The following is a 21,303-nucleotide window of genomic DNA, read 5'->3' as shown; positions in this document are numbered from 1 at the left end:
ATATATGGTTTAAGGAAGCGAACACAAGTATATTATAAGATACTATGAGCTTAAAGATATCTGCATCTACCATTTAGTCTTGTTGCGAGGTTATTCCTTTCTATTTCCTCTTTTGTCTCATGAATGAGATTAAATATTTTATCATGCAACCAGCGGAGATGATCCAATTCGTCCCCAAACTGAATTTTAACCGCTTCTGACAGATTCTTTAATTCATCGTAGACACGATTATTTTTTAACCGTCCAACTTTTCTTGGCCAATTGCCCTCATCCTCACCTAGCACCATGAGAAAAACAGATCCCGCAAAGTCCGTTTCAAGGATCTCGTTTTTTAAATCCCTGAACTTCTTGAAAACAGTTTTATTTCCATCCCAGTAAGGAAAATCAATTTCGCTACCGACTAGTTTTTCATATATATTGGCAGAAAGAGAATTCAAAAGTTTTAGAATCTCTTTACCATTCTCTTTCACGTCTAGTTCTGTTTTCTCCAACAATTTATGCAACTCTGGAAAGTGCACTGGTATATCATCATACAGAATCTCGTCAATTCCAACTTGAATAACTCTGCTGTCATTTGAAGACGGGTTAGGTATCTCCATTGCAATGGGCTCTGTCTTTATATCTATATTTTGAACTCTTTTTTCATTTCCGAAAGGCGGTTTAGGAAGCTTTAAGTCTTCAGCACCGTAAACGAAGGGCCAGACTTCACTCCAGAGTTGGTCAAGAGCCTTACTTAAAGCCTTTAGATTCTTTTTGTGATCCTCAAGGTGTTTCTGCTTCCTCTGTTCTCTCAAACTGATTATATTAGCGAGGTACCCTACACCTCCTGCAACTAAACCACCTAGGATTGTAAAGACAGCGGATTCAATTAAACTGATCAACTCACCCACTCATACCCAATTAACTTTGCCTGCTCCAGCACCGTAATGGTTGCTTTTTCCTGTTTGTCTGGCGGATATCCATACTTCCTCAGTATCTTTTTCACAATGACCCTCAGTTTCGCTTGAACGCTCTCTCGAACTGACCAGTCAATTGTTATGTTCCTCTTCACCGTTACGACAAGTTCCCTTGCTATTGTCCGCAGAGTCTCATCACCAAGAACCTCCTTTGCACTCTCATTGTCAGCAAGAGCGTCGTAGAATGCAATTTCGTCCTCATTCAGACCAAGGTCTTTTCCCCTGTTCTGTTCCTCCCTGATCTTCTTTGCCAGTTCTATGAGTTCTTGTATCACCTGTGCAGTCTCAACGCTCTTGTTTGTGTATGCTTTTATAGCCTTTTCCAGAAGATGTAAGAACGAACGCTGCTGCACAATATTCTTCTTCAGCTTTATCCTGATCTGGTCATTAAGGAGTTTTTTCAGCATCTCAAATGCAAGGTTCTTCTGAGGCATATCCTTCACTTCAGCAAGGAACTCATCCGATAATATGGAAATGTCCGGTTTGTTCAATCCTGCGGCTGCAAATATATCAATGACACGATCAGAAACAAGCGCTTTGGAGAGTATCTGTTTTATTGCAGTTTCAGATTCGCCGGAAACAACTCTTCTGGATTCTGTGTTCTTTATCAATGCTGATCGAACTGCCTGGAAGAAGCCAACATCATCCCTTAATTTGATAGCGGAAGGATCAGGAACAACAAGGGCGAATGCCTTTGTCAGTTCAGTGACATTTCTGATATATCTCTCTTTCCCTTCCTCCTGAGAAAGGATGTGGTCCATTGCCATCTCAATAATCGATAATCTCTGCTTTGTGTCCTCAGTGAAGAATGATCTATATTCGAATCCATTGAACATTGCTGTTATTATATCGTATTTCTCCTCCAGGATGGCTATTGCCTGATCCATTGGTATTCCGGTCTCTCTCCTGTCACCCTCTGTGTATTCTGAGAGTGCTTTCTTAAGCTCGAATGCAAGACCCAGATAATCAACCACCAGACCACCGGGCTTATCCCTGAAAACCCTGTTTACCCTTGCAATGGCCTGCATTAATGTGTGGCCCTGCATGGGCTTGTCAATATACATGGTGTGAAGGCTTGGTGCATCGAATCCTGTTAACCACATGTCTCTCACGATTACAATACTAAGAGGATCAGTAGGATCCTTCATCCTCTCTGCTAGGTGTTGCCTCCTCTCCTTGTTTCTGATATGCTCCTGCCATTCAGGTCCATCGGCAGCGGACCCAGTCATTACTACCTTTATCTTTCCCCTATCGTCATCCTTATCATACCATTGTGGTCTCAGCTTCACGATCTCATTGTGAAGTTCAATGGCAATCCTCCTGCTCATTGTCACGATCATGGCCTTTCCCTCAAGCACAGAAGATCGTGATTCCCAGTGTTCCACTATGTCCTTTGCTATAGTCTTGATTCTGTTCTCGCTTCCCACAACAGCCTCGACCCTGGCCCACTTGCTCTTGAGTTTTTCCTTTGTGGATACCTCTTCCCCTTCTGTTACTTCTTCAAACTCCTCGTCGATATGGGGTCTCTCTTCAGGTTTCAGATCGATCTTGGCAAGCCTGCTCTCATAGTATATACGGACGGTGGATCCATCCTCCACGGCCTGCTGCACATCGTAGATATCAACATATTTGCCGAAGACCTGGTGTGTTGACCGATCCTCCTTTTCTATGGGTGTTCCTGTGAAGCCTATGAAGGTTGCATTTGGAATGGCATCCCTCAGGTATTTCGCAAATCCGTATTTGATATCCCCGTCATCCCTGGATATATCAGCCCTGAAACCGTACTGGCTTCTGTGGGCCTCGTCCGCAATCACAACAATGTTCTTCCTTTCAGACAAAAGGGGAAAATCATTTCCTTCTTCTGGAAGGAACTTCTGAATCGTAGTGAAGACAATACCGCCTGACGCCACGTTTATCAGTGCCTTCAGTGATTCCCTTGAATCTGCCTGTTTCGGCTCCTGTCTGAGAAGTTCCTGGCACCTTGCAAATGTCCCGAAAAGCTGATCGTCAAGATCGTTTCTGTCTGTGAGCAAGATAATTGTAGGATTCTCCATCTTTGGCTCAAGGACAAGTTTGCCGGTGTAAAAGACCATAGTGAGACTCTTCCCAGATCCCTGCGTGTGCCACACTATCCCAGCCTTGTGATCTGAATCAATTGCCTTTACTGTTGATAATAGAGCCTTATTGGTGGCATTGTACTGCTGGTATGCTGCCACTTTCTTTGATATCTTCACAGCACCATTTGATTTGTCCATTTCATACACAATGAAGTTCCTTACAATGTCAAGAAGAACACCTGGAGTGAGCAGACCTCTTATTAGTGTTTCAAGCTGCGTCAGATCCTTTGGTCTTTCATAATTTACTGTCTTCCACTGCGAGTATCTTTCCCTTGGTGACGTAATGGTACCATATCTAGTATCAATGCCGTCGCTTATTATGCATATCTCATTGAACCTGAATATCGATGGAATTTCACTAAGATATGTTCCGATCTGTTTGAATGCTGACCAGATAGTTGCATTCTCATCCTCTGGATTCTTTAATTCCATGAGGACAATGGGGATACCGTTAACAAATAGAACAATGTCAGGCCTTCGTTCATGCTTGTCTTCAACAATGGTAAACTGGTTGACTGCCAGGAACTCATTGTTCTCAATATGGTTGAAATCAAAGATGAAGACTTTGTCATGCTTTATAGAGCCGTCCTTTCTCCTATATTGAATATCAACACCATTTACTAGGAGATTGTGGAAATCATGGTTGTTCGATACTATATCCTGACTGTCATTCTTTTTGATTTTCCTAATGGCCTCCTCTATTGCCTCATTCGGAATATCAGGATTGATTGACTGAAGACTTTCTTTCATTCTGTTGGTGAGTATCGGATCAGAGTATTCCCTCTCCTGTTCATTTCCACCAGGCGAAATGTCAGGTCCGTACTTGACGGAATAGCCGATGCGTGAGAGAATATCAAGGAACAACTTTTCAACATCTGATTCTGTTATCCAGTTAGACATTTATTCCTCCAATGGGACTCTTAATTTCCCAGACATTAATTTTGGGAGAATTAAGTCTCTGATTGACGTCAAACTTTCAACTTGATTAGAATTCTTCTGAGTTCTTTCATAAAGTTGGGATACAACACTTTCAAACATGTCTAATCTTTTGATATCGGGACATGGAAATTTAAAACTCTTTGGCCCCTCATTGTTAAGATGTAAAACGGTGGTTCCGTTTACGTATCCCAATATGTGTGATTGAAAAGCCGCAGATTTCAGTAACTGATAAATAAAATACCTGTATTGAAAATCTTCTTTAGGTCGGATGATACCAATGTCCATAGAAGCAATCATAGTGTCGTACACATTTGTTGCTTCTACTAACGCTGGACGCCCAATTACCTCTGCAAGCTGAGTTAGATCGGTAAATGCCATAATTATATCTTTCGAGTGCAAGACCTGATCGCTTTTGTAATCTCCTGAATAAGACTTAAAACCTTTCTTTGTAAAGCCGCCTCCCCGGACCACAGATTTTAGAGTAACAAGCACATTATTAGATGGCGTCAATTGGTCAGTCCGATAAGATACACCTCTGGTTACAGTTATAACATCTCCTGTTTTTTTAACTTCCCACCCCTTTGGTATCTCCCCCAACTCAGAATCAACCATCTCCCCTCCGCTTGACTTGTATGGCTTCCCCTCTTCATTGGGGAATTCAAAATCAACAAACCAGTGCTTAAATATTGCCTTTGCAATTGCCTCAAGTGTTTTGTTCATCTTTTCGTTTAGTTCTATTTTAGTGTCAAAGTATGAAAGGATTAAAGAGATAGAATCTTGTTCTTTTTTAGAAGGCAAATGTATATGAAAATTGTAAAAATGTTCTAATCTCAAAGATTTCACTGTTGACCCAACTGCAATTTTTTCAAAGTAAACTCTATTTAAATATATCCAATAGAACACGAATCTTACATTTATACTTTTATCTTTAGGAATCAAAGCATAGGCCCTTTGATGAAGATCAAACTTTCCATTAAAATATCTTGGAAGAAATTCTTTTCCCTCTCCCGGTACAATAATTGCTTCACTGTCAAATAGATACTTGCTGCTCCTTTTGATCGCTGAAGATCTATCAAATAGTGGATATTCTCCATATTTTGTGGAATCTTGTACATTTGTCTTGCCAGTTTTTATATAAAAAAGGTTGCCTAATTTATCGAGTTTCCAATCATCTGGAATCATACCAGTGATGTATTTCATATGACTTCTATTTCCTTCCAAACCCAATCCGCTCCAGGTTCTTCTTTATCTCTTCATCCAGTCTGGCACTTTCATCCATCTGCTGCTTCAGTTCCGATACTAGCCTCTGCATCTTCTCCTGGAATTCCTCATCATCCTCTTCCTCCTCCTCAGTGCCAACGTATCTCCCAGGAGTGAGAACGTAGTTGTTCTTCCTGATCTCTTCAATATCCGAGGATTTGCAGAAGCCAGGAACATCGTTATATTCCCCACCTTCACCTCTCCATGCATGATAGACATCAGAGATTTTCTTTATGTCCTCATCTGTCAGTACTCTGGATTTCCTGTCAATCATTTTTCCGAATTTCCTGGCATCAATGAAAAGTGTTTCCCCTGAACGATCTCTGAAGCCACTGTTCTTCTTATCCTTGGTTACGAACCACAAGCATGCTGGGATCTGCGTGTTCATGAAGAGCTGCGGGGGGAGAGCAACCATGCAGTCCACAAGATCGGCCTCAATGATATTCTTTCTGATTTCACCCTCATTGGAAGTGTTAGAACTCATTGATCCATTGGCGAGAACAAATCCGGCAATGCCTGTTGGTGCCAGATGGTGAATGAAGTGCTGAACCCATGCGAAGTTAGCATTACCCACTGGCGGGACACCATACTTCCACCTGACATCGTTCCTCAATCTTTCACCGCCCCAATCTGAATCATTGAAAGGTGGATTAGCAAGTATGAAGTCTGCTCTTAGATCCTTGTGCAGATCATTGAGGAAGCTACCCTCTGTATTCCATTTCACCTCATCAGAATCGATATTCCTTATTGCAAGATTCATCTTGCACAGTCTCCATGTGGTCTGGTTCGATTCCTGACCGAATATGTGTATTGAGTCGATTTTTCCTTGGTGAGCCAGGACGAATTTCTCACTCTGCACAAACATTCCACCGGAACCGCAACATGGGTCGTAGACCCTCCCTTTGTATGGTTCTATCATTTCAACAAGAAGCTTTACAATGCTTCGAGGAGTGTAGAACTGGCCCCCTTTCCTACCCTCAGCAAGGAAGAACTGTCCCAGGAAGTATTCATAAACCTTACCAAGAATATCCTTGTCAATGGAATCTAATGTGCCGAGTGTAATTCCACTGATGAGATCGATGAGTTCACCAAGCCTCTGCTTGTCAAGTGATGGCCTAGAATAATTTTCTGGAAGAACGCCTCGCAAGGAAGGGTTTTCTTTTTCTATTTTTTCCATGGCTTCGTCTATTATGTGTCCTATGGTTGGCTGCTTTGCATTCTTCTGAAGGTAGCTCCATCTTGCCTCTATGGGAACCCAGAATACGTTTCTTGCAATGTATTCATCTCTGTCTTCTGGATCAGAAAGATGGCTGGTATCATTTTCAAGCTCCTTGTGAAATTCCTCAAAAGAGTCGGATACATATTTCAGGAATATGAGACCAAGAACCACATGCTTGTATTCCGCAGCATCCATGTTTGAACGTAATTTGTCGGCGGCGGACCATAATCTCTTTTCAAGATCGGAATCAGGGTTGTTCACATTATACCTTATCAACAAACCATAATAAATTTTATCTAAAAAAGGTAGATAATTATCTAATCTCTGATGGATATCAATCTCGTAGTTTACAAGATAGAGTTTTAAATTAAAATGGAACTCCATTCTCGGTAAGATTCATGGAGAGTGACAAGAATTTTATTCTAGCGAGGTCATGATAACCATTTATAAATTCTAGCAATGTTTTTGTAATTTTCAATATGGAACCTCTTCTAAATATAGTGATACTAAACTTTTGAATTGCAGTAAACACAAAATCTACGCTTTTTGATTTATGGAGAAATTATTTTACCAGATTTTGAAATAAATATAAGCGTGTTAAATTAAGCTGACATTCCCTTTTAGGATTTGCTAAAATCACAATTGTAATTATACCATATGGTTCTGTGTATAAAAAGTGGACAATTATTGGTTCAGGCGCTTCTTATTGATACGATAGTACACTTATGGAGAAATAGAAACCGCTGTTACGAAAGGATCTTTTATCAAAAGCTGTTGAACTAGGTTCTTTGTAGAGTGAAAATATCATACGTTTTTTCTACTTTATCAGAATACACGAAGAAATTTAATAAGGACGGTATTCGATTCTTTGATATAGACATGAAAGAAACTTTAGAATATTTTGCTTGTGAGCTTCAAGAATAAATTATGTTTTAAAACCACATATGTTGACCCTCACCCAGAATCAGATAAAACTTTCTACATCGGAACTGCAAATAGACTTTGAATAAAAATTAAAAAATATTGAGGATTAACAAGAGAAATGCTTAGATACAGAGCGTCGTAGAGATAGCCTACCTATAGGTTTTAATCTGCCCTTGTGGAGAGATGTTACCTTATGCCTGAATTGATTCAGGATTATTCACCGAATAACAGGCCGAATTATGATGCCCATAAATGTCTTGCTTTTAGTAATTTTAAGGAAGGCTATAAACTGATCTAGCTTAACTATGATTTAATTTTAGAATTAGCAGGTTTTATGGCAGGTTTGCTACCTTTAATTCTCTTATGGAGTCTGGCTTAAAAAACCCTTACCACTAATAAATGGGAAAAAAATCATAAACATAGCAAAAGTTCATGGTTCCATAAATTTGTTCAATAGCTGCCTAAGTGAAATAAGTCTCGGAGAGACTAACAAAATGGGTATCAGTTGTTGCATGATATGAGTGTTTTTATTTGCAGTAAAAGTGATCTGCCCCAGCAGAATTTGGAATACTTTTCTTCATTAATCGTTTAGTCTCACTTAAGATTCGTTCATCTCGAACCTTTCCATGAATACCTGATCATTTAGGAAATTCCACTGCATAACCAAATTTTTGACCCCCAACAACGACCAAACTAATGACTGCTAAGATATTTTTAAATACGCTTCCCCAATCAACCCAATATTTGAAAACCCCGCAATCTAAAAGATCTTCTAATATCAGTGGTCAGCAACTCTAACTAAATTAAGGAAAAAAGAAACTACAATGCCCACTGGTTTAAATGATGTCTTTAAATGATGAAACTGGCGGACAAAAAAATGCCTGACTTATTACTACATAGAAAATAAGACCGAGTTTAGAGTTAGTCTTTACGAACACAGAGATATAAAAGTAGGTCCAAATACCGGCTGCGGCAAAAAAATGATCAATGACCTTTAAAAAATAATGCTAAATTTTCAGGACGGATTATTAGGCACAACCTTTAACAGTGATAACATAAAAAACAAAATAAAAGCAATTAAAGAGGGAAAGTACAACAAAGTATATGAAGTGGCTGTAGATCCAATAAAATTTGAAGTAATGCCTCAGCTGATAAAAATAAAAACAAAAGTGAATAAATTACAGGAAAAATAGATGGTAGAATTTAGTGATGACTTCGATTAAGTTTTAATGAAGGAAGCATGCAGGCTATTTAGGTTCTGTGACCCTGCGTATGCATTGTTCTCTTTATCTCATAAGGAATACTACCAATCGATGTTTGAAGAAAAAGCAAATTCCACTAAACCAAGGATAAAGAATGAATATAAAAAAAGGCAAGGAGGATAAGAGAGCAGTAAATTTAACCCCGATAAAAGATATGGCCTAAAATCTTTTTTAAATTAGCGGAAAATAAAAAACACAGATATAACTTTTCAGAGTTTTATTTTTAAACTCTAAAATTCCATTTTGATAAATAAGAATGAAAGTATCAGAAATATAGCAAATTTCATGGATTCCTGATTGTTTCAGACTTTGAAAATGGAATTCTAAACTATAAATGTGTGCGTCTCATTACGTAAGATATATGCGAAAAATGCAAATAACATTTTTTTTGGAATCAACTTTATTTACCTGAGGCTTAAGAGAGTCTGGGAGATCTAATGGAAATCGAAGAAAATAAAAAAATCTTGAAGAAATATTGAGTTAGTTTAAGTAATATATCCTTAATTTGAACAAGCTCAAAGGATAGATAAAGGAAAATTAAAAGGAATATGATGAACTGGTATCAGAACTCAGGGAAAAGAAAAAAGAAATGGAAGAAATGAGTAAAAAAAAGTCTACGAACGTCAGATCAGAACCGGAATTCGAAAAAATAAATGCTCTCCTGTACAGGTTAATACTTATAATAGACACAATGGAAAATAGGTTATAAAAGTTTCTGAAGGAACATATATTCAACCCAGATATAACCTTAAAAATTAGTGCTAATCAGAAGAAAACACTGAAAAGATTGGGTAAGGAAATAGGTGATTTGAAGGTATATCTGACTTCTAATTATTTCTTATCTTCTTAATTTCTGGATAAAAACTCTAGGAGGTTTAAAGAACAGATAGAGAAAATAAAAGAATAGACAAAGAATGAAGTCGATCTTGTAAATAGAATTAATAAAGTTAACAGAAGAAAGAAAAAAAAATGAAGGCATCAATCTAGATTTAAATCAATTGGATCATATTAATAACGTAAGGGGAAATAATAACATTCAGGAGAACAGGGATATGGATAAATAAAAAAATCTGATGGAAATCAAAGGGGAAAAAAAGAAATGAGTTGAACAAAAAGGTTTTTGAAATTAACTTTCTTATTAGTGTTAATCTTAATTCTTGCATACATTTTAAAAATTGAGGTGCATATCCACGCTATTTTTTATCGGAATATAATAATTTAATTTCATTCCTTGCAAGTATGACTTTAATGGCAATTTTTTTAACCATCGCATTAATGTGATTGATCTTGAAGACTTTGAAGAAAGATTTGGTACAAAGAATCTGTGACTTATTTTTATTTTAATATTATTATATTGCAAAACTCTGTCTATTAATATTTAAAAAAAGTGAAAAAAGAAAATAAAGATGCCCAATATTAGATTACAAAACCTTTATTTCTCTAATTATTACAAAAAACCAAACCTTATATATAAATGGGCCTGGCCGGATTCGAACCGGCGATCTTCGCTGTGTGAGAGCGACGTCATAACCACTGGACTACAAGCCCTTAAAGTGGTATTTTTCTACATAATATAGTCTTTACTGTGGAGGAAAATTCATATTGCCAGTTGATCAAAATCCTAAGGAAACAATAAATAATAATGTTGAATATACTCAGGAAGTGTGAAAGGAAAGGAAGTGATGGAGGAAGTGACAGAGAGCAAGCAAATTGTTTTCCCTGGCGAAATAATTGATCTGAAAAATTTAAAACCGAGAAATGGTATTTACAAAGATTCTTCAAATCAATACAGGTCTTATTATTTTGGTATAGTACAGCAAGGTGAGGATTTTATAGATATTGTTCCATTTCAGGGAAGTTATTTTCCTAGGAAGAACGACAAAGTAATAGGAAAAATTATAGATATTGGTCCTTCAACCTGGACCATAGATATAAAATCACCCTATCTTACAATGATGCATATGAATGATACACCATGGAAGACCGTATCTGGAGACATAAAGAAATTCCTTGATGTTGGAGACTATGTGTATGCAAAGGTCATAATGATTAACGAAATTAAGGAGAGCTGGGTATCTATAAAAGAGCCTGGACTGGGCCTGAGAAAACTAGAAGGTGGTCACATTGTCTACATTCCAGCACCTAAAGTTCCAAGGATAATTGGAAAAAATGGTTCAATGATAAACATGGTAAAGGAGGCAACCGGAACCAGAATTGTCATAGGACAAAACGGCCTTATATGGATAGATGGGGCACCTGAAAATATAATAAAGGCTGTGGAAGCCATAAAATATATTGAGAGCGAGGCCCATAGAACTGGATTAACGGACAGAGTTAAAGAAAGATTGAATATTAAGGACGAAGGTGAAAATAATGGGAACACCCAGTGATGTAAAACTTTTGGATGAAAAGGGAATAAGATTGGATGGAAGGACTGAAACTGAACTGAGGCCAATAAGGATTAAGACGGATGTCCTTGAAAAGGCAGACGGCAGTGCATACATAGAGTGGGGAGGCAACAAAATATATGTTGCAGTTTATGGACCCAGAGAAGCATATCCAAAACACACACAGGATATCGACAAAGGAGTGATCAAGGCAAGATACAATATGGCTGCATTCTCAGTTGATGAGAGAAAAAGGCCAGGCCCTGACAGAAGATCAGTGGAAATATCAAAGGTAATCTCAGAGGCATTGAGTGCTGCAGTTATGCTAGAACAGTTCCCAAGAACTCAAATAGATGTGTTCATAGAGGTTGTTCAGGCTGATGCAGGTACAAGAATTGCAAGTTTAACTGCTGCTTCAGTTGCACTTGCCTCGGCTGGCATACCAATGAAAGATATGGTTGTGGGATGCACTGCTGGAAAAGTCGAGGGTAAAGTTGTTCTTGACCTGTCAAAGGAAGAGGATAACTTTGGATCAGCTGACCTGCCTATAGCCGTACTTTCACGGTCAAAGGAGATTGTTCTGATACAGATGGATGGTGACTTGTCTGTGGAGGAATTTGACCAGGCAACTGGAATGATAATGGAAGCTGTTGATAAAATCGCTGAGATTCAGAGAAAAGCCCTTTCCGAGAAATACCTCAGGGATGACGATGAAGTGAAAGAGGAGAAGGTGGAGTAAATGCCAAAAGATGGATTAGGTATACTTTCAGAAATTAAGAAGGAATTTATTTTAAAATCACTAAAAGAGGGAAAAAGGGGAGACGGAAGAAAACTGAATGAATTCAGAAAAATCAACATAACAACTGGATATGTTCCCAGGGCCCATGGTTCTGCCTTTGTGGAATTAGGTCATACAAAGATACTTGTTGGAGTGAAAATAGAGGAGGGTGAACCATTCCCGGATACCCCTAATCTTGGAGTTATGACAACGAATGTTGAAATGCTTCCCATGGCTTTTCCAACCTTTGAGCCAGGCCCACCTAATGAAGATTCAATAGAAATTGCCAGGGTAGTGGACAGAGGAATAAGAGAGTCCAAAATGGTTGATCTGGAAAAACTATGCATAACGCCTGGTGAGAAGGTTATGATAATCTTTATTGACATAGATGTTCTAGATTACGATGGGAATCTCATAGATGCCTGTACACTTGGTGCAGTAGCTGCTTTGACAACTGCGGAATATGAAAGGGGGGGAAATTTGCTTAAACTACCAATCACAAAAAAACCAATATCAGTGACAATGGTGAAGATAGGAAACGAAATAATGGCAGATCCAGATCTGGAAGAAGAACAGATGGCCGATGCAAGGATTACTGTTACACTTACGGAGGATGGGCATATTAGGGCAATGCAAAAAGGAAATGTAGGTTCATTCACATTGGAAGAGATTAAAAAGGTAATTAATATGTCGGAAGAAATAGGAAATGAACTGAGGAAAAAATATTTCGGGTGAAGTTAAATGGCAAGAAGAACTTTAAAGGTTGGTGCTGCAGGGCGTTTTGGCCCTAGATATGGGGTGACAATAAGGAAGGCTTGGCTTGATATTTACAATCAGAAAAAGGCTTCATACAAGTGCCCCCATTGCGGGCAGCAGAAGGTGAAAAGGATTGCTTCAGGGATCTGGCAGTGCAGACACTGCGAATTCAAGTTTGCAGGTGGATCATACACACCAGAATACAGACAGGATTTTTTAAAGCAGTCGGAGGAAAAGAATGCAGTATAGATGTGTTAGATGTGGAAGAATACTTGACAGATCCATTGGTTCAAATGAGATTGAATGCGAATGTGGATCTAGAATTTTCCTCATGGAAAGACCAAGTGTTGAAAAAGTAGTAAATTCCAGATAAAAAAATGAGTTTAGAAGAAATATTAAATTTTTTTAAAAATAACAAATTGTGCAAAAATTGTATTGGACATTTCTTCAGCCAACTAGGGGAGAAAATGACAAATGAGGAAAGGGCCGATCATATATTGTTTACATTTAAAGCACTTTTTGGTCTTGAAATAAATGTTGATACTGAAGAATGTACATATTGTAATGGATTGTTTTCAAAGGTAAACTGGTATACAGATTATCTTATTGAAATGAGTTCTGAATACGAATTCAGAAATTTTCTCGTGGGAACAACCCTTTCTGAGGAAATTTCAAAAAGAGAGGAAATGGCTCGTAAAATATTTGGGAATGATTTTGAGCCAATTAACAGATCATTTAACAGACTTTTGGGAAAGAAATTGGAGGAAAGAACCGGAAAGATCATGGAAAGAAATGATCCTGAAATAATGTTCAAACTAAATCTGAATTACGATTCATTGGAACTTCAGATCAGACCTGTGTATATCTATGGCATATATTGGAAATTCCGCAGGGACATTCCACAGACAAAATGGATAAAACCAAATGAAATAAAGGATACCGTGGAATCAATAATTGGAGAGCCAATCAATGCCGAACTCCATGGCGATGGCTACACACTCCATGGCTCCGGCAGGGAGGATGTGGATGTTAGAATGCTTGGAAACGGAAGAGAATTTGTAATTGAAATAAAAAATCCAAGGAAAAGGAGTGTTCCGCTTGAAAAGATTCAGGATTTTGTTAACAGCAACAATTCTGGTGTGAAGGTTGAACTGTTAAGTTATTGCACAAGAAAAGATATAATTAAGGTTAAAAACAGCAGAAATCAGAAGGTTTACAATGCAAAGATCGTGAGGGTTGATGGTGATAATATAAGCAGGGAATTGCTTGAAAACGCCGTGAGGAATCTTAATGGAAAAATTATTTATCAAAGAACTCCATTGAGGGTAGCACATTCCAGAACTGATATGATAAGAGAGAGGAAAGTGATTAGGGCCGAAATAGAAGATATACAGGAAAAATTTGCCATGCTAAAAATAGAAACGGAAGCAGGAACTTACATAAAAGAACTCATAAGCGGAGATGACGGAAGAACGACACCAAGCCTCTCTGAACTCTACGGATCTGGATTGGTCATAAAAGAACTGGATGTTATAGAAATCAAAAGGTGAATGAAATGGTTAAAATGTCTCATGGTCCAAGAGCAGGTTCAAGAATTAAAATGACTAAGAGAATAAAGGAAAAAGGCATGCCTAAAGTTAACGATTTTTTGAAAGAGTTTGAAATCGGAGATTATGCTGCGGTAAACATTAACCCATCAGTGCATAAGGGTATGCCATCACACATGTTTCAGGGATACACAGGAAAAATTAAAGATAAACGTGGGAGATGTTACATTCTTGAAATTAAGGTTGGTGGGGTTAAGAAAGAATTAATTGCAGCACCAATACATCTTTCAAAAATAAAGGTGCAGGAATGAAGGTTAAATTCATTACTCAGGCAGAGGCGGAATCTCTACTTAAAGAGAAGGAACCAAAGAATCAGATTGAATTTAATGAATATAACTATCTCATAAGAGTAAATGGGATGGATTCAAAAACCGCAGAAGCTTCGTTGAAAAAAATTGAGGAGATAACAGGTTTCAGCAGAGATATCTGTGTTAAGATAGTAGATCTGAGACCAAAAAAGGTTGAGGAAATTATGGCAATACTCTCAGGATACAAATTGACCCTGAGTGAAGAAAAGATTGATCAAATTCTATCACATTTTAATAGTGCAAGAGCATGAACTTCTATGGAAGACTACATATATGTTCTCGACAACCTTCCACAAGGAAGGTCAGAAGACAGATCTTTTCACAAAACCCATATCATACTTGGTATAGGAGAAAATGAATTTGCCCTTCTGGAGTGTGTACCAAAACAAAACGCAATTATTACAATCGGGGACAGAGTATATGTAGGGAAGGACATTGAAAAAAGAGATAAAATACTCACAATTAAAAGAAGAATAGGTTATAATGATTTGACAAATTCGGCCAAGACAGAACTTCCTTACACACTGCAAACAATTGTAAAGGCTAATGAGAAGAAATATGTGGACTTCTTCAATAATGCAGATTCAATTAACTCCAGAATGCATACACTTGAACTTCTACCAGGACTTGGAAACAAAACAATGTGGACTGTTCTGGAGGAGAGAAAAAAGGAGAAATTTAAGAGCTTTGAGGATCTTACCGCAAGGGTAAAGACTCTTCATCATCCTGAAAAAATGATTGCAGAAAGGATTGAAAAGGAACTTTCTGGTGATGAAAAATACCATCTTTTTGTTAGAAAATGAAACAGTACACAAAAAAATATGGACAGGTTTTTCTTAAGGATAAAAATATTATAAAAATTATTGTTGATATCTTAATCAGAGAAAACATTAGAGAGATTATAGAAATTGGACCTGGAACTGGCAATGTAACTTCCTCTCTTCTTGCCAATTCTCTAAATGTGAAGGCTATTGAAAGCGATCACAGATTCGTGTCCATTCTTTCAGAAAAATTCAATAATCAAGTGAATTCAAAACAGCTGCAGATAATTCACATGAATTTTCTTGATTATGTTCTGCATAATGAATATGTATTCGGGAATATCCCGTATCACATAACATCAGAAATAGTTGAGAAGATTGCGTATTCCGGTTCTCCCTTTGCCCTCCTTATGATGCAAAAAGAGCTGGGGGAAAGGATTTACTCAGATGGTGGAAAAACATCAATTTCAAGATTGGGAGTGATGTGCAATCTTGTTTTTGACATAAAAATTGAAAAGGTAGTGTCAAAAAATTCATTCGAACCAAGACCTAAAGTTGAAAGCGCTCTTGTTTCATTCAGACGAAAGAATGATTCACGGATAAATCAAGGGATGTCAGAAAAATTAAGGGAGATGTTCAGCCAGAGAAGAAAAAAAATGGGAACTTATCTGGATTGGATTCCCAAACAGTTCAGGGATATGAGGGTGGAAGAGCTGAATATACAACAGATTGGAGAGATCCTCAACAGTTGATTACTGTGAAGAATCCATTTTCTTATTTGCGTTTTCCAGCTGCTGTTTTGCAAATTCAGATATGCCCAGATTTGCAACACCTGCTGTCAATGTATTTGCAGGTATCATCATGAGAGTTCCCTTTCCTTCCAGCCCTATTTCATATAGAATGTTCATCCATCTGAGCTGAAGAGCTGAAGGATTGTCTGAATACATTTTGGAAGCCTCAACCATTTTCTGGGCTGCTTCCACTTCTGCAAGTGCAAGTGTAACCCTTGATCTTCTCTCCCTTTCTGCTGAGGCCTGCCTTGACATTGCCTCCTGAAGAGACTGTGGAACTATTACATCCCTTATTTCAACAGATGAAACCTTAACTCCCCAGTGTTCAGTCTTCTCGTCAATTATCTGTCTGGCTGACTCCCCTACTTTTTCTCTTTCTGAAAGTATCTCATCAAATGAGTATTTACCAATCACTTCTCTCAGTGTTGTTTGAGCAGAAAGGCTTGTTCCATTGGCAAAATTCTCAATGTTCAAAACTGCCTTCTGAGGATCTATCACCTGATAGTACATGACTGAATCGCAGTTCACTGGAACATTATCATTGGTGAAGGTGGCTTCAGTTTTGAATGCAATGGCCTGCATTCTGAGTGAAATCTTTACAGGTATTCTACTGATGAAAGGCGTCACAAATATAATTCCAGGGCCCTTTATTCCTGCAAACCTACCCAGTGTAAGTACCGGTGCTCTCTCCCATTCTCTCAATATGTGAATTCCTGATAGCAGTATTATCACTATCACAAATATAATGAATATTACAAACCCTTCCAATAAATAGCTCATGAATACATATAATAATCAGGGTTATTATATGTATGCTTTTAAAATTTAAACCTGATCAATGCAATTATGCCTCCGAAAGATTTGATCTGATCATGATATTTGCTCTCTTTGCTAACAGTTATAATTTTTGATCCAGCGTTTAAAGCCATTTCTATAATTTCAGAAATATGTGCGATAGTTGTCATTTCCTCTATGACTGCAATTTCCTCTATTCCAGACGCCTCAGCATATTTTCTAACCTCATCTTTACCGTACGCTATCCTTCCGTCTTTTGACAATTCAGAGAGAAATCTTTCCATAAACCATGATTCCTCTGCCTGTCTGTTATTTCCTATTATTTTTCTTACCTCTTCTTTGGAGATTATTTCATAAATTGCAGATTCTCCCTCCGAGGAGGATTGAAAATTCCATAAACCTGAAAGGTAAGATGTATCTCTATCTTTATACCACTCAAGAAAATTTCTTCCCTCGAATCCTGTACCTGTTATTATAACATGTCCGTGATAACCAGTTGATCTGATAATTTTCTCTATTTTCAAAAAATAATCTTCTTTTCTGTATGAAGAGTTGTATTCCTTTCCAGTTTTCTCTGAATAGATTGTTCCAATCTTCTTGTTTCCGTATGATTTTATCATGTAAATTTCCGCTACCTCGTCATCCATGACCACTACAAGGGCGTCATTAACATTCCTCAAAACAGCTTCTTTGAGAATATTTTCTTTAAACTTTCCTATTTTTTCATCGTAAAACCTGAATGACATCCCTTTTTCAATATTTAATGCCTGATGTGAACCCATAAGATTTTCAGGACCATCCACAATCACTCCAAATACTCTCAGTTTATCAGAAAAAGCCTTAAATTCGCATTCCTCTACCATAATTGTAACTTCAACAGGCTTTCTCCTGATCTCTTTGGTTCTTTCAATATCCTGACTCTGTTCTTCCCTTCTTAATACTGTCCCATGAATTTTGCTGTTTTTTCCTATGATGGTTTTAATATACCATAAATCATCATCACTTTCCACGAATATTTCATACCAGTGATTCTCCAGTTCTGTAAACCTCATCTAGACCCTCTGAAAAACATCAATCATTTATATTTTTGAATTTTCCAATGATATATAATACATTGGTTTCATCTGTCTTTTCTCAAAATTTTTAAATATATATAATTATATTAATACTTTTTAAGTGTAATTATAAAAGTTTACCTATTACACAAAGATTTATGTAAATAATTGGAACCTGACTCTTTAATGAAGATTTTTTTTAATTTTTTTCAATCCCTTTCTTCAGATTTCCATCTCTTAACAAGTATGTTTTCTATTCCACATAGATCCATTATTCTTCCAACCACAAAATTTACCATATCATCAACTGATTGAGGTCTTGTATAGAATGCAGGCATAGCAGGTGCTATTATTGCTCCTGCATCTGTGAGTCTTAGCATGTTTTCTATTGCAATCTTGCTGAGAGGCATTTCTCTTGGAACGAGGATTAACTTTCTTCTCTCTTTCAGTGAAACTGCAGCACATCTTGTTATAAGGGAATCTGACATTCCAGCTGCAACCTTTGCTAGGGTGTTGAGAGAACAGGGCATTATCACCATTGCATCAAAAATAAAACTTCCTGAACTTATCCTGGCCGCCACATCATCATCTTCATAATTATAGTCAGCTAGGTCTTGAAAATATGATAAACTCTTTCCTGTTTCATATTCGATTACCTGATTGGAATTCTTTGATGCCACCATATGAATTTCAACGTCTTTCCCCTTTGTTTCCAAAAATTTTTTTGCAAGAATGCTACCGGATGCACCCGTTATTCCAAGAACTATTTTTTTCATAAAGGAATATAAGAAAAATGGTATTTACCTTTTATAAAAATATGTTATTCATCTTATCTTCTTCTATTCAGAATGAAGTATGCTACGAATATTGAAGCTATCAAAATTAACATGATTACTATGTATTCATCCGTAAGTGATTGTGGAATTACCTTAGGCTTGCTCCATGAAAAGCCTGGATAGGCACCTGCATTTAGGGCCTGCCAATTTGTCATTCCCTTTATTTGAGAGGATTGATTTGCGGTTAACCAGAATGCTTTTGTTTCATTTTGTACAGAAAGCCCACCTACCTGCGAAAGGGCTAGAACATATTCCATTCCATAAGGATTAAGTGTGGTATAACTGACATCAAATATAATCAGGTCTTGTGTTGCATTTGAACTAAAGTTGTATGATATTATGGATGAATTGTCAAATACATTTTTGAAAATGTTATTCCAGTCTGTTGTAGTAATCTGGACTTCAGACTGACTTTGACCGTAATAATACTTTATTGTAGGTAAAGTAGCTGGTGGAAGAGTAATATTTGTCAGAGGAGAATTGTAGGATTTTGCAGAAACGTTTGTAGAATTGTTAACTGGAGAATCATATGCGTATAGGGTTAAAAATGAAAGAGATATGGCAACAAATGATAAAATGATAGCAATCAGTTTTCTATTCATAGTTCCTAACCTGAATTATAAATGATGTATTTATGATTTTTTAAACTTATCACTTAAAATAGCTATTTTCTTTTTACCGTCCGGATCCTTTAATATTCTAATATTTCCTTCCTTCTTTTCTTTCTTTATGGCGTTTTTTATAGATTTTTTACTGTACCACATTCTTCTTAAAGTTCTATAGATCTTTTTATAAGAGATATCATCAGAGGATCTTAAAATACTAATCAAGTTTTCAGTGTCCTTATTCTCCCATATTTTTTGAAATATTATTGTTTCCATTAGAAACACAAATATCAATAAGTAGGCAGAAATTGAAACGCCATAGAGTATTTCTTTTTTGATTATTGTTTTATTTTCATAAAAAACTAAGACACAAAATTGCTCAACAAAATTATCTGATGGAACAAAACCTGAAGGCCCTGAAAACAGAGGTTTACCGTTCAAATATGTTTCAATTTTTGTTTTATTTAGACATTCTCCCGTCAACTTAATGTAAGTATTCCAACCTGTTATTAAATAAAAATAACTTATCATCACATTTTTAATGCAAGTTATATTTTGTATTTTTAAACTATAATTTTCAAAATTTTCATTTCCACAAAAATCTATTATTGAAATGTTTAAAAATAACTTTCCATCCTTTATAGGATTGAAATAAACTGAATTGTTTATAATTTCAAAATTACAATTTGAAGAAACGTTGAAATATTTTATCTTTGAATTTGTGGATATTGAGAATATAATGTGGCAGTTCTTTTGTCGTTTAACAGTAATATTGATTCCTGGTTTTTCGTTTTGATATGAAATTGTGATGCATTGTACTATGTAATTATCATAAATATTGTTAATAATCAATTTTATATTATATATTCCACTATTATTCAAATAAATTGTATTATTTTTTAAATAATATTCACTTGTATTTTTCATTAGAAATTCTATATTGAATAAATTATAATCTGAGTAATAACAGGTTAGGTTCAATTTATTTTTATTTGTATAAAATTTTGATTTGATAAGATGTTTAGGCAGTGAATTATTTACGCTGAAATTAAAACATATAGACTTTGATAGCCTGTTAAGTCCCGTAAATTTGATCTGAATTCTATAATTGCCATTAATGTCAAAAAGATATGAAAATTCAATACTGTTTATTTCTAAATTCCGATCATAACTAAAATTTTCATAAACAATAGAATTGTCTCTATATATTTTCGTTAAAAAAGAACCATTCATGTTTGAAGATAAATATATGTTAAAATGATTCAAATCTGAGTCGCCAAAAAAAGAATATTTCTTTTTCAAACTTCCTTTAATAAATATTAATGGTTGTGTTAGTATTACTGAGAAATTATAACTAAATGCTTTTAAAATTTGACCAAAATATTCCAACAAAAAAACTATTTTATATTTTCCATTATTTGTAAAATTAAAAGTAAAAAAACTATTAGTTAGATTCTTTTTGAGTATCAGTATTGAAAGGTTTTTTGCCAGAGAATATAATTTAACCTGAACATTTGTAATTAGTTGTTCATAACTTTTAAAGTAAAACTTTATTAATGAGGTGTTATAAATATAATTATTTTGGATATTAGAGTCTATTTTTGGAATAAATATAGTGTAATTAAAAATGAAAATGTAAACAAATGTAAAATTGAGGATGTTATTGGTTGTTATATTTATTCGGAGGGATGATGCATTTTTTAAATATGGTACTATTAATATGAAACTGTTATTATTTAATAAATAGTTATGATAAAGAGCATTATTAGATAGTATCCCAAATCTTGTGTAAGAACAAATGAAATAACTCCATCAACAATGGATAAATTTCATGAATCATAAAAGGATGCCTCCTAAGAACAACCCAAGGAGGCAATGAATAATGGAAGAGTTTGATAAAAAGATATCGGAAATTGTAAGGAAGACAGTGAAGGAGTTCATGGAATC

20 protein-coding genes and 1 tRNA gene are annotated in these 21,303 nt (G+C 36.1%); 11 read left to right on the top strand and 10 right to left on the bottom strand.

The genetic code is table 11. From position 1 onward, the window contains the following. Window positions 1-50 precede the first annotated feature (50 nt). From ACNF4Z_RS05865 to ACNF4Z_RS05850, 4 genes are read right to left on the bottom strand one after another with little or no spacing between them, the layout of a single operon-like run. A complete protein-coding gene (locus ACNF4Z_RS05865) occupies window positions 51-881 on the bottom strand; it encodes a hypothetical protein (RefSeq protein ID WP_458328310.1) in 831 nt (276 codons plus the stop codon). Continuing rightward, the gene (locus ACNF4Z_RS05860; RefSeq protein WP_458328309.1) at window positions 878-3,973 is read right to left on the bottom strand and encodes a type I restriction endonuclease subunit R; all 3,096 of its coding nucleotides are present in this window, start codon (window positions 3,971-3,973) and stop codon (window positions 878-880) included. The genes ACNF4Z_RS05865 and ACNF4Z_RS05860 overlap by 4 nt, the downstream gene beginning before the upstream one ends. After that, window positions 3,974-5,233, bottom strand: a complete 1,260-nt coding sequence (locus ACNF4Z_RS05855) for a restriction endonuclease subunit S (protein WP_458328308.1) — start codon at window positions 5,231-5,233, stop codon at window positions 3,974-3,976. Continuing rightward, window positions 5,220-6,752, bottom strand: coding sequence for a class I SAM-dependent DNA methyltransferase (locus tag ACNF4Z_RS05850; RefSeq protein WP_458328307.1), 1,533 nt, complete (start codon window positions 6,750-6,752; stop codon window positions 5,220-5,222). Before ACNF4Z_RS05850 ends, ACNF4Z_RS05855 begins: the two co-directional genes overlap by 14 nt. A gap of 1,667 nt (window positions 6,753-8,419) precedes the next feature. On the opposite strand from ACNF4Z_RS05850, the gene ACNF4Z_RS05845 reads away from it, so the two are divergent. Continuing rightward, entirely contained in the window at window positions 8,420-8,608 is a 189-nt protein-coding gene (locus tag ACNF4Z_RS05845; RefSeq protein WP_458328306.1) for a hypothetical protein, read from the top strand. Window positions 8,609-10,152: 1,544 nt separating this feature from the next. Here the strand turns inward: ACNF4Z_RS05845 and ACNF4Z_RS05840 are convergent. Further along, a tRNA-Val gene (locus ACNF4Z_RS05840) sits at window positions 10,153-10,225 on the bottom strand. Window positions 10,226-10,341: 116 nt separating this feature from the next. Between ACNF4Z_RS05840 and rrp4 the strand changes: the two genes are divergently transcribed. From rrp4 to rsmA, 10 genes are read left to right on the top strand one after another with little or no spacing between them, the layout of a single operon-like run. Then, window positions 10,342-11,067, top strand: a complete 726-nt coding sequence (gene rrp4 / locus ACNF4Z_RS05835; RefSeq protein ID WP_458328305.1) for an exosome complex RNA-binding protein Rrp4 — start codon at window positions 10,342-10,344, stop codon at window positions 11,065-11,067. Then, window positions 11,051-11,803: an exosome complex exonuclease Rrp41 gene (gene rrp41 / locus ACNF4Z_RS05830; RefSeq protein ID WP_458328304.1), complete on the top strand. Its 753-nt coding sequence runs from the start codon at window positions 11,051-11,053 to the stop codon at window positions 11,801-11,803. The genes rrp4 and rrp41 overlap by 17 nt, the downstream gene beginning before the upstream one ends. Then, window positions 11,804-12,577, top strand: a complete 774-nt coding sequence (gene rrp42, locus ACNF4Z_RS05825) for an exosome complex protein Rrp42 (RefSeq protein ID WP_458328303.1) — start codon at window positions 11,804-11,806, stop codon at window positions 12,575-12,577. 6 nt (window positions 12,578-12,583) lie between these two features. Continuing rightward, complete coding sequence (locus ACNF4Z_RS05820) at window positions 12,584-12,847, top strand: 50S ribosomal protein L37ae (protein WP_458328302.1); 264 nt, start codon at window positions 12,584-12,586, stop codon at window positions 12,845-12,847. Then, a complete protein-coding gene (locus ACNF4Z_RS05815; RefSeq protein WP_458328301.1) occupies window positions 12,837-12,971 on the top strand; it encodes a DNA-directed RNA polymerase subunit P in 135 nt (44 codons plus the stop codon). The genes ACNF4Z_RS05820 and ACNF4Z_RS05815 overlap by 11 nt, the downstream gene beginning before the upstream one ends. 4 nt (window positions 12,972-12,975) lie before the next feature. Continuing rightward, a complete protein-coding gene (locus ACNF4Z_RS05810; RefSeq protein WP_458328300.1) occupies window positions 12,976-14,148 on the top strand; it encodes a tRNA pseudouridine(54/55) synthase Pus10 in 1,173 nt (390 codons plus the stop codon). Between the two features lie 5 nt (window positions 14,149-14,153). Further along, window positions 14,154-14,456, top strand: a complete 303-nt coding sequence (locus ACNF4Z_RS05805; protein ID WP_458328299.1) for a 50S ribosomal protein L21e — start codon at window positions 14,154-14,156, stop codon at window positions 14,454-14,456. Continuing rightward, window positions 14,453-14,764 (top strand): hypothetical protein, encoded by a 312-nt coding sequence (locus ACNF4Z_RS05800; RefSeq protein ID WP_458328298.1) that lies wholly within the window; start codon window positions 14,453-14,455, stop codon window positions 14,762-14,764. Before ACNF4Z_RS05805 ends, ACNF4Z_RS05800 begins: the two co-directional genes overlap by 4 nt. 6 nt (window positions 14,765-14,770) lie before the next feature. Further along, entirely contained in the window at window positions 14,771-15,316 is a 546-nt protein-coding gene (locus tag ACNF4Z_RS05795) for a DUF655 domain-containing protein (RefSeq protein WP_458328297.1), read from the top strand. Then, window positions 15,313-16,026, top strand: coding sequence for a 16S rRNA (adenine(1518)-N(6)/adenine(1519)-N(6))-dimethyltransferase RsmA (rsmA, locus tag ACNF4Z_RS05790; protein WP_458328296.1), 714 nt, complete (start codon window positions 15,313-15,315; stop codon window positions 16,024-16,026). The genes ACNF4Z_RS05795 and rsmA overlap by 4 nt, the downstream gene beginning before the upstream one ends. On the opposite strand, the gene ACNF4Z_RS05785 is transcribed toward rsmA, so the two are convergent. The 5 genes from ACNF4Z_RS05785 to ACNF4Z_RS05765 form a co-directional block, all read right to left on the bottom strand. Further along, window positions 16,027-16,845: an SPFH domain-containing protein gene (locus tag ACNF4Z_RS05785; protein ID WP_458328295.1), complete on the bottom strand. Its 819-nt coding sequence runs from the start codon at window positions 16,843-16,845 to the stop codon at window positions 16,027-16,029. Window positions 16,846-16,883: 38 nt separating this feature from the next. After that, window positions 16,884-17,912, bottom strand: coding sequence for a hypothetical protein (locus tag ACNF4Z_RS05780; protein WP_458328294.1), 1,029 nt, complete (start codon window positions 17,910-17,912; stop codon window positions 16,884-16,886). 212 nt (window positions 17,913-18,124) lie between these two features. Continuing rightward, window positions 18,125-18,691 carry a UbiX family flavin prenyltransferase gene (locus tag ACNF4Z_RS05775; protein WP_458328293.1) on the bottom strand — a complete coding sequence of 189 codons (567 nt, stop codon included), beginning with the start codon at window positions 18,689-18,691 and terminating at the stop codon, window positions 18,125-18,127. A 53-nt stretch (window positions 18,692-18,744) separates the two neighbouring features. After that, window positions 18,745-19,353 carry a hypothetical protein gene (locus ACNF4Z_RS05770; protein WP_458328292.1) on the bottom strand — a complete coding sequence of 203 codons (609 nt, stop codon included), beginning with the start codon at window positions 19,351-19,353 and terminating at the stop codon, window positions 18,745-18,747. Between the two features lie 30 nt (window positions 19,354-19,383). Continuing rightward, window positions 19,384-20,745 (bottom strand): hypothetical protein, encoded by a 1,362-nt coding sequence (locus tag ACNF4Z_RS05765; RefSeq protein ID WP_458328291.1) that lies wholly within the window; start codon window positions 20,743-20,745, stop codon window positions 19,384-19,386. Window positions 20,746-21,303: the final 558 nt, after the last annotated feature.

It is taken from the genome of Caldiplasma sukawensis (assembly GCF_052315375.1).
In the GTDB taxonomy this organism is placed as follows: Archaea; Thermoplasmatota; Thermoplasmata; order Thermoplasmatales; family Thermoplasmataceae; genus Cuniculiplasma.
Note: the sequence above shows the minus strand (reverse complement) of the source record. Positions and strands in the feature narration are given on the sequence as shown.